General features: G+C 61.7%; 11 protein-coding genes and 1 tRNA gene. 5 read left to right on the forward strand and 7 right to left on the reverse strand.

Features of this window, described 5'->3' with window-relative positions:
- Positions 1-82: 82 nt before the first annotated feature.
- Positions 83-811, reverse strand: a complete 729-nt coding sequence (locus NWI01_RS10630) for an invasion associated locus B family protein (protein ID WP_141383819.1) — start codon at positions 809-811, stop codon at positions 83-85.
- A gap of 373 nt (positions 812-1,184) precedes the next feature.
- Here NWI01_RS10630 and NWI01_RS10635 point away from each other — a divergent pair, with 373 nt between their 5' ends.
- From NWI01_RS10635 to NWI01_RS10645, 3 genes are all read left to right on the forward strand, one after another.
- Positions 1,185-3,047, forward strand: coding sequence for an extracellular solute-binding protein (locus tag NWI01_RS10635; protein WP_141383820.1), 1,863 nt, complete (start codon positions 1,185-1,187; stop codon positions 3,045-3,047).
- 4 nt (positions 3,048-3,051) lie between these two features.
- Entirely contained in the window at positions 3,052-4,554 is a 1,503-nt protein-coding gene (locus NWI01_RS10640; protein WP_141383821.1) for an AMP-binding protein, read from the forward strand.
- An 86-nt stretch (positions 4,555-4,640) separates the two neighbouring features.
- Positions 4,641-5,870, forward strand: coding sequence for a GGDEF domain-containing protein (locus NWI01_RS10645; RefSeq protein ID WP_141383822.1), 1,230 nt, complete (start codon positions 4,641-4,643; stop codon positions 5,868-5,870).
- Between the two features lie 8 nt (positions 5,871-5,878).
- Here the strand turns inward: NWI01_RS10645 and mfd are convergent, their stop codons facing one another.
- Entirely contained in the window at positions 5,879-9,403 is a 3,525-nt protein-coding gene (gene mfd, locus NWI01_RS10650; RefSeq protein WP_141383823.1) for a transcription-repair coupling factor, read from the reverse strand.
- Positions 9,400-9,687: an FAD assembly factor SdhE gene (locus NWI01_RS10655; protein ID WP_141383824.1), complete on the reverse strand. Its 288-nt coding sequence runs from the start codon at positions 9,685-9,687 to the stop codon at positions 9,400-9,402. The genes mfd and NWI01_RS10655 overlap by 4 nt, the downstream gene beginning before the upstream one ends.
- Positions 9,688-9,846: 159 nt before the next feature.
- On the opposite strand from NWI01_RS10655, the gene recG reads away from it, so the two are divergent.
- Positions 9,847-11,946: an ATP-dependent DNA helicase RecG gene (gene recG, locus NWI01_RS10660; protein ID WP_141383825.1), complete on the forward strand. Its 2,100-nt coding sequence runs from the start codon at positions 9,847-9,849 to the stop codon at positions 11,944-11,946.
- 122 nt (positions 11,947-12,068) lie between these two features.
- Here the strand turns inward: recG and NWI01_RS10665 are convergent, their stop codons facing one another.
- Together NWI01_RS10665 and glmS are read right to left on the reverse strand one after the other, a co-directional pair.
- Positions 12,069-12,842: a DUF502 domain-containing protein gene (locus NWI01_RS10665; RefSeq protein ID WP_244613719.1), complete on the reverse strand. Its 774-nt coding sequence runs from the start codon at positions 12,840-12,842 to the stop codon at positions 12,069-12,071.
- A gap of 117 nt (positions 12,843-12,959) precedes the next feature.
- Entirely contained in the window at positions 12,960-14,786 is a 1,827-nt protein-coding gene (gene glmS, locus NWI01_RS10670; protein ID WP_141383826.1) for a glutamine--fructose-6-phosphate transaminase (isomerizing), read from the reverse strand.
- 376 nt (positions 14,787-15,162) lie between these two features.
- Here glmS and NWI01_RS10675 point away from each other — a divergent pair, with 376 nt between their 5' ends.
- Positions 15,163-15,357, forward strand: coding sequence for a hypothetical protein (locus tag NWI01_RS10675; protein ID WP_141383827.1), 195 nt, complete (start codon positions 15,163-15,165; stop codon positions 15,355-15,357).
- 75 nt (positions 15,358-15,432) lie between these two features.
- Here the strand turns inward: NWI01_RS10675 and NWI01_RS10680 are convergent.
- Together NWI01_RS10680 and NWI01_RS10685 are read right to left on the reverse strand one after the other, a co-directional pair.
- Positions 15,433-15,506: transfer RNA gene (locus NWI01_RS10680), tRNA-Cys, on the reverse strand.
- A 190-nt stretch (positions 15,507-15,696) separates the two neighbouring features.
- Positions 15,697-16,536: a hypothetical protein gene (locus tag NWI01_RS10685; protein ID WP_141383828.1), complete on the reverse strand. Its 840-nt coding sequence runs from the start codon at positions 16,534-16,536 to the stop codon at positions 15,697-15,699.
- Positions 16,537-16,656: the final 120 nt, after the last annotated feature.

Consider the following 16,656-nt stretch of genomic DNA (forward strand, 5'->3'; position numbering starts at 1 on the left):
CTTCGCTCGAAAACGCTATAGCTGGCTGATACAAAAAAGCGCTCCGCGAGGAGCGCTTTTCCATCTGGTTTCAAATAACGAGCTACTGTTTGGCGGTACCCTGCTGTGTGGCTTCGAGCTTCGCGCGCGCTTCGGCGGCCCGCTTTTGCAGTTCTTCCTGTAGCTTCTTCTGGGTTTCCTCGAACACCTTGGGGTCGGTCGGCGGGCCGTCATAGGCTTTCGCGAATTCAGCGAGCGGAAGCGGCAGCGTCAACGGCGCGCCGTTGGAATTGATTGCCTGAACGATGAGATTCTGTCCCTTCTTCAGGTGACCGAGCATATCCGCTGACAACTCATAATCCGACATGCAGCCATTGGCGAAGCAGATCACGTAGGCACTCTGCTGCGGCGGATTGTTATCGACGATGATGCGCGTTCCGTGGACGAGCTGCATCCCGAGCGGCAGCGTCACACGGAGAATCTTCTTGGGCTCGCCTTCGGGCTCGATGATGACCGCCGCGATCACAGGCTGGCCGGATTCGATCCGCCCGTCCTTGCCGGTGAAACATACCTGCTTGGCTTTCGCATCCTGGCCTTTCAGGCAGAACTTGGTCCAGGGGGCATAGATCAGCTGCACCTGCTGGTCGGCTGGCGCTGGCTGGGCCGCCGGCGCCTGCGCTCCTTTGGCGGCCTCAGCCTTGCCTTTGGATGGGGCGGCTTGCTGGGCGGGAGCGTCCGACGCGAATGGAACGACCGCTAGCGTCACAGCGGCGAACAGGGCAAAGGCCCGTCCGCGATGCAAAGCGGACGTGGTCGAGAGACGAAAATTCATTGCGGAAAACCCTTTCCTGAACGCTCGTGATCCGATTCTAACATTCGTATTTCGTTTCAGCGAGCCTTCCTTCGAACGCAAAATTGAAGGACCGCTTGCAAACCCAGGCCCTCGATGGAGCGGTTGCTGGTGGAGTTTCGAATACGGCATTCGCGCTCCCGACGCGATCAGCCGGATTTCTCCACCAGGAACAGGCATTGGCGCAGCCTATTCGGCGGCTGTCTCTTAGTGAAATGAGGCGGTTACGTGACGATTCGCGATGTCATGATCAATTGACCGCCTTCAATACTAGGGCGCATAAAAAGATCAATGGCAACATACGCTTTTGGTGCCCCTTTCAAACCGCGTCGCGGCGGTTGTGATAAAATTTCTTGTGAGCAAGTTCGAATCAAAATGGATCCGGTATTGCCGACCGCCGCCACGCGCGCGTTGCCGGACGGCGGTATGTCTGGCGCTCGCGGTCGGGCTGCTCGCCGCCGGATGGCAGCAGGTTTCCGCGGATCCCGGTTACGCCATCGCGATGCATGGCGAACCGGCCCTGCCGCCTGATTTCAGCCGGATGCCCTATGCCAATCCGGACGCGCCCAAGGGTGGCCGGCTGGTTCAGAGTGTTCCCGGTAGTTTCGACAGCCTCAATCCCTTCATCGTCAAAGGCGTCGCGCTTCAGCAAATTCGGGGGTTCGTGGTCGAGAGCCTGATGGCCCGGGGTCACGATGAGCCCTTCACGCTCTACGGTCTGCTCGCGGAAAGGATTGAAACCGACGATGCCCGCACCTACGCCACCTTCCATCTGAATCCACAGGCGCGCTTTTACGACGGGAAGCCCGTTCGTGCCGAAGACGTGCTCTTTTCCTGGCAACTCCTCCGGGACAAGGGCCGACCCAACCATCGTCAATATTATTCAAAGGTTGCAACGGCAGAGGCGATCGATGAACGCACGGTGCGTTTCGATTTCGGTGGAACCACGGATCGCGAACTGCCCTTGATCCTCGGCCTGATGCCTGTCCTGCCGAAACATGCCGTCGATGCCGCCACTTTCGAGCAGACCTCGATGACCGCCCCGTTCGGGTCCGGGCCGTATCGCGTGACCGCCGTCAAGCCTGGAGCCAGCGTGACGCTGACGCGCAACCCGGATTATTGGGGACGCAACCTGCCGGTCAATCGCGGCCTGTGGAACTTCGACGAGATCAGGTTCGACTACTATCGCGAAGCCAACAGTCTGTTCGAGGCGTTCAAGCGCGGTCTGTATGACTTTCGCGTCGAGACTGAACCGCTGCGCTGGCACGAAGGCTACAACTTCCCGGCAGCAGGCAATGGTCAGCTTGTCCGCGAAGCTATCAAAACCGGCCTGCCCGCGCCCTCGGAATATCTGGTGTTCAATACGCGGCGGCCGATGTTTTCCGACGTTCGCGTCCGCGAGGCGCTGACGCTGCTGTTCGATTTCGAGTGGATCAACCGAAACTATTTTTTCGGACTCTATAGCCGCGCCGGCGGCTTCTTCGCGGGATCGGAGCTGTCCGCCTACGCGCGCCCCGCTGACGGCGGAGAGCGGTCATTGCTGAAGCCGTTTCCGTCGGCCGTACGAAGCGACATTCTCGACGGCAGTTACCGTCTTCCGGTGACCGACGGTTCAGGCCGGGACCGCGAGGCCTTGCGCGCCGCTCTCGCGCTTCTGTCGCAGGCAGGTTACGAATTTGACGGCACGGTCCTGCGCCATCGCTCGACCAAGGCTCCCCTTGCCTTTGAAATGCTGGTGACAACCCGCGATCAGGAGCGGATCGCGCTCATTTACGCGCGCGATCTCAAGCGTGCCGGCATCGAGGTGTCCGTGCGCTCGGTCGATGGCGTGCAGTTCGATCAGCGACGGCTGGCGTTTGATTTTGACATGATCCAGAACCGCTGGGATCAATCGCTGTCGCCCGGCAACGAACAGTCCTTCTACTGGGGCAGCGAAGCCGCCGACATTCCGGGCACCCGAAATTACATGGGCGTGAAGAACCCCGCGATCGACGCCATGATCGCCGCCATGCTCAAGGCGAGGGAGCGGCCGGATTTCGTGGATGCGGTTCGCGCGCTCGACCGGGTCCTGATGTCCGGATTTTACGTGATTCCGGTTTACAACGTTCAAGAACAATGGATCGCGCGCTGGAATCGGATAGAACGACCAGCAGCGACCGCGTTGACTGGATACATCCCCGAAACATGGTGGCGAAGGCCGCCGAAGCCCGGCAAGTGACTTCGTGCTCCAGAACAATTCATCGCCTACGCTGGATGAACTCTTCGACCGCATCCTCGTCCGGCAGCCGGACCGACCGGCGCTGATCGATCCGCCTGACAAGTTGCGGGTGACGGGACAGTCACCGCTGCATCTGACCTTTGCCCAGGCCGACCGGGCGGTATCAGCATTAGCGGCCCACTTCATCGAGGCTGGCCTGCCCGCCAATTCGATCATAGCGGTACAGCTACCCAACACCATCGAATTGGCGCTGACAGTGCTTGCCGCCCATCGCGCCGGTCTGATCGTGGCGTTGTTGCCCCAGCTTTGGCGGCAGGCCGAACTCGCTGTTGCGATCAACCGGACGGGCGCGCGCGCGATCGTCGCGATGGGCAATATCGACGGCGTCAATCATGCCGATCTCGCGATGAACGCGGCCGCGGAAGTGTTCTCCGTCCGTCATGTCTGCGGCTTTGGCAGTAACCTGCCGGAAGGTATGGTTCCGCTGGATATTGCCGCCGACAGGACAATCGACCGCTCGCGGCTCATGATCCGGGATTCGCGCCGCGCCGCGCTGGTGACGTTCGAGGCTTCGGGCTCTGGCTTCCTCGCCGTGCCGCGAACCCATGTCAACCTTATCGCCGCCGGGCTTGCCATCTTTCTCGAGAGCAGCCTGCCTCAGAACGCGACAATTCTCTCGGCTCTCGCGCCATCGTCCTTCGCCGGGCTGACTTCATCCTTCGTGATGTGGCTGCTCAGCGGCGGCACCCTGGCGATGCATCATCCCTTCGACGAAAATGTTCTCATGCGGCAGATGGAGGCCGAACGCTGCGACACGCTGGTCGCACCTGCCCCACTGGCGTTGCGGATGGCAGAATCCGGCGCTCTGTCTTCCGTCCCGAGCCTGCGTCATGTCGTGGGTCTATGGCGGGTTCCGGAACAGGTGGGATCGAGCGCGCTTTGGCCGGACAACGAGAGGCAGATGACCGACGTCTACCTGTTCGGCGAGGCTGGTCTTTTCGCGAGCCGCCGCGCGGAGGATGGCTCCCCTGCTCCGATCATGCCCGGCCCTTATCGGACGCCGCCTCAGGTTCCCATCTCATCGACGGCCGGAGAGATCGTTTTGACTCCGAACGGAACGCTGGGACTGCGGGGGCCGATGGTGCCGGTCGCGGCCTACGCCGCGCCGGAGTCTCCTTCCGAGGCCTTCGGCATGCCGTCGCGGCCGGATTATGTCGATACAGGCTATGCCGCGCGGATCGATCGCGCCACGGGCGCCATTGCGATCACGGCGCCGCCAGCGGGCGTCATGGCCGTCGGCGGCTACCGGTTTCCCGCACAGGATCTTCAGGAATGGGCACGACGGCTCGGACCGAACGCCATGCTGACGGCGCTTCCCGACCGTCTGAGCGGCCATCGCCTTGCCGGGCGAGCCGGCGACAATGCCCGCGCTCGCGAGGCGCTCAAGGAACTGGGGCTGAACCCGTTGATGGTGGAAGCATTTCGCGATCGCTCTGCGACCGGCTGATCAAATCCGGCGCCATTCATTGACGCCGCATTAAGGGACAATAAACTAGGATCACACGCCTTTGGTACGTATCCGAGTTGGTGAAAATGTCCCAGCAAGGCCCGCTTATCGTTGTCTCACACGGCGAGCGACAAGCGTCCGTCGTCGCTCGAGCGAGCCGGAGCATCTTTCCTGTTCTCGACATCGACTGGTCGGAAGCCTCCCGGGGCATCGAACGCTTTCAACCGGCGGCCGTCTTCGTCCCCACGACCGAAGGCGCGGGCGCGGGATTGGATAGCCTCGCCGGTCAGCTTGCTGCGATACAGCCCTACGTTCCCCTGATCGTCGCTGATCCCGATCCGCCCTGTCCGGACAACGCGCTTCCGTTCTCGTCCCTGAACGGAGGCATCGACCGGTTCGACAGGCGTCTCAATGCGGCGCTGCGCGTGCGAACGCTGCACGCGACCGTCCTCCGGCGGCTTGCAGGCAATCCGGCGGCGCCACGCCTGCCGGATGCCGACCCGATCCGGGATGCGACCGTTCTCCTGATCGGGCGCGGCGCCGCTTATCCAACGCTATCGGTTGCCTTTGGCGAACGGCTCGGTGTTCTCGGAGCGCTCAGCATCGAGGCGGCGGCGAAACACCTCAACGCGCGTGATCTGGACGGTGTCGTTATCAGTGAAGGGTTCACCCGGCGCGTGGTCGACGCGCTTCTGACCGTGCTGGCTGAAGACACGCGCTTTCGCAATCTGCCGATCTCGGTTCCGGCCGGTGGCCCGTGGGCGGCCTATGATCTTCCCAATCTCGAAGTGATGCCGAGCGAGCCCGATCATGTCGTCAGCACGTTTCTGCCTTTGGTTCGGCAGCACGCATTCGAGGCGCGCCTGCATCGTACGCTGAAATCAATGGATGCGGGCGGACTCCTCGACCCGCGAACAGGTCTCCTGACCGGGGATGCCTTCCACCGTGAACTCAACATGGCGATCCGCCAGACCCGGTCCAGCGGCGCTGGTCTCTCCATTGCGCGCTTCTCGTTCGGTCAGCAGCATGAACGCTCCCTATTCGATGCGGCGCGTATTCTCAGCCGGCTTATGCGGCGAATGGATTTCGGCACGCTCGAAGCCGATGGTTCGATCGTTGTGGTTTTTGCCGACGCTGATCTGCGCAACGCGCAGATGATCGCGCGGCGGCTTTCGAGCGTGATGAAGCATACGACGCTCAGCGCCAGACGCGCCTCGCGGATCGATCCTCAGGTCACCCTGACGGCATCCCGGTTTGACGACTCCGCGGCGTCGCTTCTCACCCGCCTGAGCAGTGAGGCGCGCGCGGCATCATAACGACCGCATTACGCCGCCTTGCGATCCTCCGCGAGATTGGCAAGCTGGCGCATGATTTCGGTGGTGCCCATCAGGCGCTCTTCCGGGGTTTTCCAGTTCTGGAGGAACACCACTTTCATGTCGGGGCGGACCTTCGCCGCCTGTCCGTGCTGGCGGATGAAGTACACCAGCCGATCGGGTTGCGCGAACTTGTTGTCGCGGAAGGAAATCACCGCACCCTTCGGTCCCGCATCGACCTTCTCGACATTGGCGCGGCGGCAATAGGCCTTGATGGCCGCGACCTTGAACAGGTAGCGGACTTCATCCGGCAATTGACCAAAGCGGTCGCGCAGCTCCGCGGCGAAGCTGTCGATTTCATCATCGGTATCGAGGTCGGCAAGCCGGCGATACAACGATAGCCGAACCGCCAGATCGGCAACATAATCTTCGGGGATCAGTACCGGCATCCCGATGGTGATCTGCGGAGACCAGCGATCGTCGGCAATCTCAGTCACGCCGGTCTTGAGATTCTCGATCGCCTCCTCCAGCATCGACTGATAGAGTTCGAAACCGACTTCCTTGATGTGGCCCGACTGCTCCTCGCCAAGCAGATTGCCTGCGCCGCGAATGTCGAGATCGTGCGACGCAAGCTGGAATCCTGCCCCCAGGGTTTCGAGCGACTGCAAAACCTTGAGCCGGCGCTCGGCCTGCGCCGTTATCTTGTGCTTCGACGGCAGCGTGAACAGCGCATAGGCGCGCAGCTTCGAGCGCCCGACCCGGCCGCGCAACTGATAAAGCTGCGCCAGTCCGAACATATCCGAGCGATGCACGATGAGCGTGTTGGCGGTCGGGATATCGAGCCCGGACTCCACGATGGTGGTCGAGAGCAGGACATCGTACTTGCCGTCGTAGAAGGCCGAGATGATGTCCTCGATCACCGTCGGCGGCATCTGGCCGTGCGCGACGGCGACTTTCATCTCCGGTACGTGCTTGTCGAGGAAATCCTTGACCTCCGCCAGATCGCTCACGCGCGGCACGACGTAGAAGGCCTGGCCACCCCGGTAGCGTTCGCGCAGGAGCGCCTCGCGGATCATCAGGGGATCGTGGGGCGCCACGAAGGTGCGAACGGCCAGGCGATCAACCGGCGGCGAGGCAATGATCGATAGATCGCGCACGCCGGTCAGGGCCAGTTGCAGCGTGCGCGGAATCGGAGTTGCGCTCAGCGTCAGCACGTGGACATGCGCCCGCAGTTGCTTCAGCCGCTCCTTGTGGCTGACGCCGAAATGCTGCTCCTCGTCGACCACCAGAAGTCCCAGGTCCCTGAACTTGATGGATTTGCCGAGCAAGGCATGTGTGCCGACGACGATATCCACCGAGCCGTCGGTGAGCCCCTTCTTGACCTTGGCCAACTCCTTCGGCGACACCAGCCGCGAGGCCTGCGCGACATTGACCGGAAAACCGCGAAACCGCTCGGTGAACGTTTTCGCATGCTGACGCGCAAGCAGCGTTGTCGGTACGACGACCGCGACCTGCTTGCCATCCAGCGCGACGGCGAATGCCGCACGCAAGGCCACTTCGGTTTTGCCGAAGCCTACGTCGCCGCACACCAGCCGATCCATCGGCTTGCCGCTTTCGAGATCCTCCAGCGAAGCCTGAATTGCGCCGAGCTGGTCCTCGGTTTCCTCGTAGGGAAAGCGCGCGCAGAACTCGTCGTACAGACCGGACTGCACCGGCAGCTTCGGCGCCTCCCGCAGGTGCCGTTCCGCGGCGATCCTGATCAACTCGCCTGCGATCTCACGAATGCGGGTTTTCAGCTTGGCCTTGCGAGCCTGCCAGCCCCCGCCTCCGAGACGATCCAGTTCAACATTGGCTTGATCGGAGCCGTAGCGCGACAGCAGTTCAATATTCTCGACCGGCAGGAACAGCTTGGTCTCGTTGGCGTAACGCAGTTCCAGACAATCGTGCGGCGCGCCACCTACTTCAAGCGTCTGCAAGCCGACAAAACGTCCGATGCCGTGCTCGACGTGAACAACGAGATCGCCCGCCGCAAGGCTGGTGACTTCCGAGATGAAGTTTTCGAGCTTGCGGCTGGCCTTGCGCGGCCGCACCAGGCGATCGCCCAAGATGTCCTGTTCGCTGATGACCGCGACAGATTCGGTTTCAAATCCGGATTCTATCCCGACAACGCCCAGCATGACCTCATTGCGGGGCGTTGCCTGAACGGTACGCCAGGTATTGATGCTCGTCAGGTTGAGCAGCCCGTGGTCTTTCAGCATGCTCGCCATGCGGTCGCGCGAACCCTCACTCCACAACGTCACGACGACTTTCTTTCGCGCGGCCTGCAACGCCTGTATGTGGGATCCGACGGACTCGAAAACGTTGAGGGTGGTGTCAGCCCGCTCGGGCGCGAAATTTCGCCCCTGCCGTGCGCCCGCATCGATGACATTGACGGATTCGTCCGGCACCGCGAACGGCGTCAGCCGCACCAAGGCCGCTTCATTGAGGCGCTTTGTCCACTCATCCGGCGTCAGATAAAGACGGTCGGGCGGAAGCGGCTTGTAGGGCACGCCGCCAGCGGCTTGCTCAAGGGGTTCGCGTCGCGCTTCATAATAATCGGCGATCTGCTTGAAGCGCTCGCTCGCGGCGTCTTCCCCCTGCGGCTCGATGACGATGGATGCGCCGTCCAGATAATCAAACAGCGTGTCCATGCGTTCGTGAAACAGCGGCAGCCAGTGCTCCATGCCCGGATACCGCCGCCCCTCGCTGACAGCTTCATACAACAGGTCATCGCGTTCCGGTGCGCCGAAGGCGGCGACGTATCCCATCCGGAAACGCCGGATGGTTTCGGTGACGAACTGGAATTCGGAGATCGGCACCAGATCGAGCGAGCGTACGTCAAACAGCGTGCGCTGGGTTTCGGGGTCGAATGACCGGATCGACTCCAGCGAGTCGCCGAAGAAATCGAATCGCACGGGATGATCGAGATTCGACGGGAACAGGTCGAGGATGCCGCCGCGAACGGCATACTCGCCGGGTTCGCGGACCGTTGAAGAGCGATTGTAGCCGTTGTGCTCAAGCCATGCGGCGATCGAATCCATCGGCACCACATTGCCGGGTGCGACCGACAGCGCTTGAGACGCGACGATTTCGCGCGCGGGCACGCGTTGCAGGATCGCGTTGACCGTTGTGAGGATGATCAGAGGCGTCTCGCTGCCGGTCAGACGGGACAGGCGCGCCAGCGTCGTCAGGCGCTGCGCAAGCACGCCGCCATGCGGCGAGACCCGATCATAGGGCTGGCAATCCCAGGCCGGGAACTGCATCACGGAAATGTCCGACGCGAAAAATTCGAGCGCCCGCGCCAGTTGCTGCATCCGCGGACCGTCACGGCAGACCACCGTCAGGCTGACCGCCGAGCCTCGCCGCGTTGCATTGGCCTTGATGGCTCGCGCGAGGTCAGAGACGACGAGTCCCTCGGCGCCCTCCGCGACATTCGCGAGCGTCAGCGGACGACCCGGCGACAGCGATTCCGCCGGTGACCTTGAAAAAGCTTTCATGCGCCCTGTCCCCGACGAAATGACTTGATGCGATCAAACAGCGCGGTCCGGTATTCGGAGGCCAGCGGCGCACCGTCGCTCAATGCGGCGTAAAGGTCCGGGTCCGGAACCTCGATCAGGCTTTCGAGATCTTTTAACTCCGCTTCGGTCAATGAACCGATCTCCTCATCGACGAACCGGCCGAGGATCAAGTCCATCTCGCGCATCCCGCGATGCCAGCAGCGATACAGCAGCCGTTTACGGCGTTCATCCAGGCCGTCGCTTGATCGTGTCGATCCCGTCATTCGTCTATTCCAGGCAAACGCCAAAAGCCCGGACGAGCCGGGCCGGCACCATATAGCCTCCGGGATAATGGATGTCAGCATCCGTTTCGCGCATTGCACAATCAGGGATTTGCATTCAAGGCTTGCATTTGGTTCAGATCACTCCGCCCGAGTCGTCAGATGCGTCCCGCGCTGCTCAATCCGCTCTTTGTACCGGTGACCAGCCTGTCCGGCGTCGGACCGAAGCAGGACAGACTGTTCCGGCATCTGCTCGCGCGCGATGAAACGCCGAGGCTGGTTGATCTGCTGTTTCACCTGCCTGCAAGCGTCGTCGATCGCAGGGCGCGACCCAAAATCCGTGACGCCGTCCCCGGCACGATCGTGACGCTGGAGGTGAGCGTCGACCGGCATCGCCCGGCGCCGCCCGGACGCTCGCGCGCGCCGCATCTGGTCTATGCCAGCGACGAAACCGGAAGCGTCGTCCTGACCTATTTCCGCGCTCAGCCGGGCTATGTCGAAAAGCTGCTTCCCGCAGGCAGCAAGCGTTATGTGTCCGGCACGGTGCAGATATTCGACGGGGCGCTGCAGATCGTGCATCCCGACCGGGTGGTCGATGAGGCGGGGCTGGCGGAGCTTTCCGGCATCGATCCCGTCTATCCCCTCACGGAAGGTTTGGCGCTGGGATTCCTGCGCCGCGCGATCGCGCAGGCGTTGCTGAATCTGCCGGTGTTGCCCGAATGGATCGATCCGAAGATTCTGCGCCGCTGCGGCTTCCCATCGCTGGCCCAGGCGCTCCGCCGGGTTCACGTTCCCCTGGAGTTGACTGATACGCTGCCGGAAGGCCCGTTCTGGTCACGCCTCGCCTTCGACGAACTGCTGGCCGGCCAGCTTGCGCTGGCGCTGGTGCGCGCGCAGCTTCGCCGGCCGGCTGGAAACCGGCACGCGGGCGACGGACACCTGCGCAACAGGATCATCGACGCGCTCCCCTACGCCCTCACCGCATCCCAACGGCAAGCCGTCGCCGCGATCATCGACGATCTGCGGCAGCCGGTGCGGATGCTGCGGCTGCTTCAGGGCGATGTCGGCTCGGGCAAGACCGTGGTCGCGCTGCTGGCCGCCGGCGCGGTGGCCGAAGCCGGCAAGCAGACGGCGTTGATGGCGCCGACCGAGGTTCTCGCCCGCCAGCATATCAAGACCATCGCGCCGCTGGCCGAACGGGCCGGCCTGCGTGTTGCGATCCTGACCGGCCGCGAGAAAGGCAGGGAACGGCGCGAGATCACGGCGCGTCTCGCCGAGGGCGACATCGACCTGCTTGTCGGTACTCACGCGTTGATTCAGGATGAGGTCACGTTCAAGTCGCTGGCGCTCGCGGTGGTGGATGAGCAGCATCGTTTCGGCGTGCGCGAGCGCCTCGCACTGACGACGAAGGGTGAAGCTGTCGATGTCCTGGTGCTGAGCGCGACACCTATTCCGCGCACGCTGGTGCTGACCTATTTCGGCGACATGGATGTCTCCGAATTGCGCGACAAGCCCGCGGGCCGGCAGCCGATCGATACCCGCGCCGTTTCCGACAGCCGGTTGACCGAGGTCATCGACGCGGTTGGCCGCGCCGTGAAGGCGGGAAAGCTGGCTTACTGGATCTGCCCGCTGGTCGAGGAATCCGACGCCGTCGATCTGAGCGACGCCGAACAACGCTATCAAAGCCTCAAGGCTCGCTTCGGCGACAGGGTCGGCCTTGTTCACGGCAAGATGCGCGGCCCCGAAAAGGATCGCGTGATGGCGCAATTCGCCGCGGGCGAAATCAATCTGCTGGTCGCGACAACCGTCGTCGAGGTCGGCGTCGATGTGCCGGCGGCGACCATCATGGTGATCGAGAACGCCGAACGCTTCGGTCTCGCGCAACTCCATCAGTTGCGAGGCCGGATCGGTCGTGGTTCGGAGCCCTCCACCTGCCTGCTGCTTTACCGGGAGCCGCTGGGCGAGATGTCAGCCGCCCGGTTGCGGGTGATCCGGGAGACCACGGATGGATTCCGCATCGCCGAGGAAGACCTGAGGCTGCGCGGTGAAGGCGATGTGCTCGGCACCCGTCAAAGCGGCCTGCCCGGCTATCGCATCGCGCGCTCCGATGTCCACGCGCAGCTCATTACGCTGGCCCGCGACGAAGCCCTGCGCATTCTGAAGCAGAATCCGAATCTGACGGGCCCGCACGGCGAAGCCTTGCGATGCCTGCTGTATCTGTTTGAGCGCGACGAAGCCCTGCCCCTGCTCGGCGCGGGTTAAAGGCGAAGCGTGTCCTCGGGCTTGACCCGAGGATGGATGACCGGTTCGCGGGAAGAAAATGCGTCAAAACATAAAGGTAGAGTCGTTCACCCGCTTCCATGAAGAGGTGAAGGACTCGAGCGTCAGTCAACCTTTGCTGCCGTTGTGGACGCGAGGTTGGAAGCATTCGCGACCCGCGACGCCTGGGCCATTTCCGCGAGGGCCGCGAGCTTCTTCTGCGAATCCGAGTTCGGCTGAACGACGCCGGCTGACATGATCAGGGTTGCCGCCTCCTCCGTGCTCATGTCGATCTCGACCACCCTGTTCTTGGGTACGTAGAAGAAGAAGCCTGTGGTCGGGTTCGGCGCGCAAGGCAGGAATACGGAAATATGCTCCTCCTGAGAGGGAAGCCGGGCAGCGACATTCGCGCTTGGCACCTGCGAGATGAGCACGATCGACCACATGCCGGGCGACGGGAATTCAACGAGACCAACCCTGCGGAGGCTTGATCCGGATCCGGAGAAAAGCGTTTCGAAGACCTGCTTGAGCCCGCGATAAATCGCCCGCACCACTGGCATGCGGCCGAGCACTTTTTCGCCAAGATCGACCAGCGTCCGGCCGATCAGGTTGGCCGTCAGGAAGCCGAGCATGGTCAGCGCGAACACCGCGACGATCAGGCCCGATCCCGGCAATATGAAAGGCAGATACGTTTCCGGCCGATACGCCATCGGGACGAATGGCCGCACCAGGTTGTCGACCCAGTTCACGAACCACCAGGTCAGGTAAAGCGTAATCGCCACCGGGCCTGCGACAATCAGGCCGGTCAGAAAGTAATTCCGGAATCGCGCGATGAGCCCACGAGGCATATCCGGGGGATGGTCGCCTTGTGCGCCGCTCGGAGGGGTGTCACGCGTCATCGTGGTTCCAGATCAAGACGTCCAAAAAGGCTTTCAAAGGGCTGATGCCTGCTTATATAGGTATTCTATCAAACTTTGCATGTCGTGCATGCGATGGACGCCCTTGCGGCCTCCGTCTTATTCAACAGTGACGGATTTTGCCAGATTGCGAGGCTGATCGACATCCGTGCCCATCACGACCGCGGTATGATAAGCCAGCAACTGCACCGGCACCGCGTAGACCAATGCGGCGAAAGTAGCCGCCATATCGGGCATGATGATCGTCTCCAACGGCTCGACGGCGGCCTCCGCCGCCCCTTTTGCGTCGGTCATGAGGATGATGTTGCCGCCGCGCGCCGCGACCTCCTGCATGTTGGACACGGTCTTCTCGAAGACGCGGTCATAGGGGGCGATCACCACCACAGGCATGTTCTCGTCGATCAATGCGATCGGTCCATGCTTGAGTTCGCCAGCGGCGTAACCTTCCGCATGGATGTAGGAGATTTCCTTGAGCTTGAGCGCTCCCTCCAGCGCAAGCGGATAGCTGGTGCCGCGTCCGAGATACAGGACGTCCCTGGATTTGGCGATCTCGCGGGCGAGCCTGTCGATCTGCGGTTCGGTGGCCAGCGCTTCCGACATCAACCGCGGAACTTCGATCAGGCCGTGCACGAGCCGGGCTTCATCTTCCTCGGATAATTCGCCGCGCATCTTGCCCGCGGCGATCGCAAGGGTTGCGAGCACCATCAGCTGGCAGGTGAAGGCCTTGGTCGATGCGACGCCGATCTCGGGCCCCGCCAGCGTTTGCAGCATCGTCTCGCTTTCGCGTGCGATCGTCGATGTCGTCACGTTGACGATCGAGAGCGTGTGCAACCCATGCTGCTTGGCATATCGCAGCGCCGCGAGCGTATCGGCTGTTTCGCCGGATTGCGAAATGAAGATGGCGAGGTCGCCTTCGCCGAGTGGCGCTTCACGATAGCGGAACTCAGAGGCGATATCGATTTCGACGGCAAGCCGGCCCAGCCGCTCCAGCCAGTATTTACCGATGTAGCCGGCATAGTTGGCGGTTCCGCACGCAATGATCGAGACCCGCTTGATCTCGCGAAAATCGAACGGAAGATCCACCGGAATCGATACGCGCTCGGTCGCCATATCGACATAGCGGGCCAGCGTGTGTCCCACCACCTCGGGCTGTTCGTGGATCTCCTTGGCCATGAAGTGGCGATAGTTCGCCTTGTCGACCAGAGAAGCCGAAGCGCTCTGCTTGACCACCTCGCGCTGAACGACGGCGTTATGGTGGTCGTAGACTGTCGCGCCGTCATGCGTCAAAACAGCCCAATCGCCATCTTCGAGGTAGCTGATCGTATCCGTCAGCGGCCCGAGCGCAATCGCGTCCGATCCCAGATACATTTCGCCGTCGCCATATCCGATCGCCAGCGGAGGCCCGTTCCGCGCGCAGATCAGAATGTCCTCGTCGGCTGCGAAAATAAAACCGAGAGCGAAGGCGCCGCGAAGCTGTGACAACGTGGCTCTGACCGCCTCGACCGGATTGATGCCGGCGGCAAGGTAGCCATCGACCAGATGGAGCACGGCTTCGGTATCGGTTTCAGTTTCGAAAACCGCTCCGTTCTTCTGAAGCTTCTCGCGCAGTTCACGAAAATTCTCGATGATGCCGTTGTGGACGACGGCCACGCGCTCGGTCGCATGAGGGTGCGCGTTGTTTTCTGTTGGTCTGCCGTGCGTCGCCCAGCGCGTGTGCCCGATCCCGACCTGCCCGATCAGCGGCTCGGCCTGGAGGCGCCCGGCGAGGTTTCGCAGCTTGCCCTCGGCGCGACGGCGCGCCAGACGCGCGCCTTCCAGTGTCGCAATGCCGGCGGAATCGTAACCGCGGTATTCGAGACGCCTGAGCGAATCAACCAGTTGCTCCGCTACCGGACCGCGCCCCAGAATTCCTACAATGCCGCACATGCGGATCAATATCTCCCAAACTCAGAAGATCGCGAAAAGGCCGCGCCCTCTTAACGAAACCCGGACCATCCGGAAACAGTAATCATCGCCGATTGCGACAGTGTTAAAACGGCCGGGATGCAATCCGCCAGCGTCCAGACGTCCCCGCCTCGCGAGGCCATCCCGCAGGGCGAACCTGCCACGGTAAGCACTCGATAACCTTGTTTGCATGCAAATCGGCGATCCGCGATGTCGAGGATGTCGGTCGGTCGGGTCATGTGCGAGGCTCAAAACCGTGTCGCAGTTTTTAGGGCCAGATCCAGACAATTTTAGCGATTTCCGCAACGGGAGCCCAAGCCGTTTCTGGCACTCTGTATGCCAGACCAGAGAGGCGTACATGAGTGAAGTTGAGTTTGAACGATTGCTGAGCGCAGTGAGTGACGTGCTTGCGCCGCGCATCGAAGAAGCCGTGCGAAACGCGCAGCCGCAGGCGGACAAGATGCGTTCCGACGGACTGCCGCAGGCCGCGAACGACAATGAAGTCGCCTGGCCCTTCCTTCCGTTTCCCGAGGGATGGAACGGAGCCTGCTGAACCATTGCGATTGATCGATCGATCGATAAAATGTAAACTCTATCAGATGGTTATTATAACACATTAATTGTGTTATGGAGGCCACGACCAGAATTGAACTGGTGTACACGGTTTTGCAGACCGTTGCGTAACCACTCCGCCACGTGGCCCCTTGGTCCCCGACTTATTATAGAGTGACAGTCACTTAAGCAACCTTGCTCCTATTTCCCGGCGTAGATTTCTGAAACTGCGATCCGCGGCATTTCTGAAACTGCCGTCCACGTTGCGTTCCACCGACCTCGACCTGGCCGGGGGAATGCAGACGTCCGCTGATAAGCAAGCCGGCGATGCACAGCAACATCACTTCCGGGAACAAGATTCTTTCTTGTCTTGTGCCGAAAACTCCAATGATGAGATCGAAGCCCTGGCGCCGCAGTACCGACGCTCGCAACCCTCATTGGCAAATCGAAATCGGATACGATCCGATATCTCGATATCGATCTCACAAACTTCTGCCGGCTGGCTTTTGTCGACATAGCGCCAGCCGCGCGCTGTTTCGGCTACCGCGCCTTTCGCGGAGCATAGATGTTTCGTGCGCGGATTAACGACGTCGACGGAGAACGACGCCGACCCGGATGATTCAACGCTGAGGCTGAACTCGGCTCCCTCGTCTTTCTGCGCAAAGCAATGACGCCCGCCCCTCAGCGCGGAGCGCATATCGCCAGCCTCGTCCGTTGCCGCGCGTGTCGTATCCTTGGGCGCGACGGCGGCATTCTCAACGCCGCACTTCCGGTAAAGACTGATGCCGGGGCGCTGCTTGCTGACGTTGACCATGGCGAGGTTGTCATTCCTTCCCAATGGGAGGATTTGCCATAGCTGGGTTTGCGACCATCGCTCGCCTTCACCATCGCACGTCATGGCGACGTGAACAGCACCGCTATCAAATTCGGGCTTTGGCCGGGTTACGGATTTGAATCGGCACTCGCTCTCATGATAGCGAACGAGCCCTGCCTCGATCTTGATGTGCGTATCGGTGTGCCGGTCAGAATTCCAGTCCGAGGCTTTGCAAGCCTGATCTTCATTTTCGATGGCCTGCCACACGCCCATGAAGCGTTCCGGCACACCCGCGGCCAAACACTGGGTCGGCGCAAGGACAGCAATCCCGATGATCAGCGACTTGGTTAGTGCGCGAATATTCAACCTGGCCCCCCGCCTGCTCGGTTCGAGCAGACTTGATACATCAGACTGATCCAGCCGACAGCTCAAAAGTGGCCGATCCTTCAGCCGCTCGCAAAATGATCGAACGACGTTTGCGGCCGC

Source organism: Nitrobacter winogradskyi, assembly GCF_006539545.1.
Taxonomy (GTDB): Bacteria; Pseudomonadota; Alphaproteobacteria; order Rhizobiales; family Xanthobacteraceae; genus Nitrobacter; species Nitrobacter winogradskyi_A.

Coding starts and splice junctions, on each gene's coding strand:
- NWI01_RS10630 (WP_141383819.1), bottom strand. CDS start 811: ATGAATTTTCGTCTCTCGACCACGTCCGCTTTGCATCGCGGACGGGCC.
- NWI01_RS10645 (WP_141383822.1), top strand. CDS start 4,641: ATGTCCCAGCAAGGCCCGCTTATCGTTGTCTCACACGGCGAGCGACAA.
- mfd (WP_141383823.1), bottom strand. CDS start 9,403: ATGAAAGCTTTTTCAAGGTCACCGGCGGAATCGCTGTCGCCGGGTCGT.
- NWI01_RS10655 (WP_141383824.1), bottom strand. CDS start 9,687: ATGACGGGATCGACACGATCAAGCGACGGCCTGGATGAACGCCGTAAA.
- recG (WP_141383825.1), top strand. CDS start 9,847: ATGCGTCCCGCGCTGCTCAATCCGCTCTTTGTACCGGTGACCAGCCTG.
- NWI01_RS10665 (WP_244613719.1), bottom strand. CDS start 12,842: ATGACGCGTGACACCCCTCCGAGCGGCGCACAAGGCGACCATCCCCCG.
- glmS (WP_141383826.1), bottom strand. CDS start 14,786: ATGTGCGGCATTGTAGGAATTCTGGGGCGCGGTCCGGTAGCGGAGCAA.
- NWI01_RS10675 (WP_141383827.1), top strand. CDS start 15,163: ATGAGTGAAGTTGAGTTTGAACGATTGCTGAGCGCAGTGAGTGACGTG.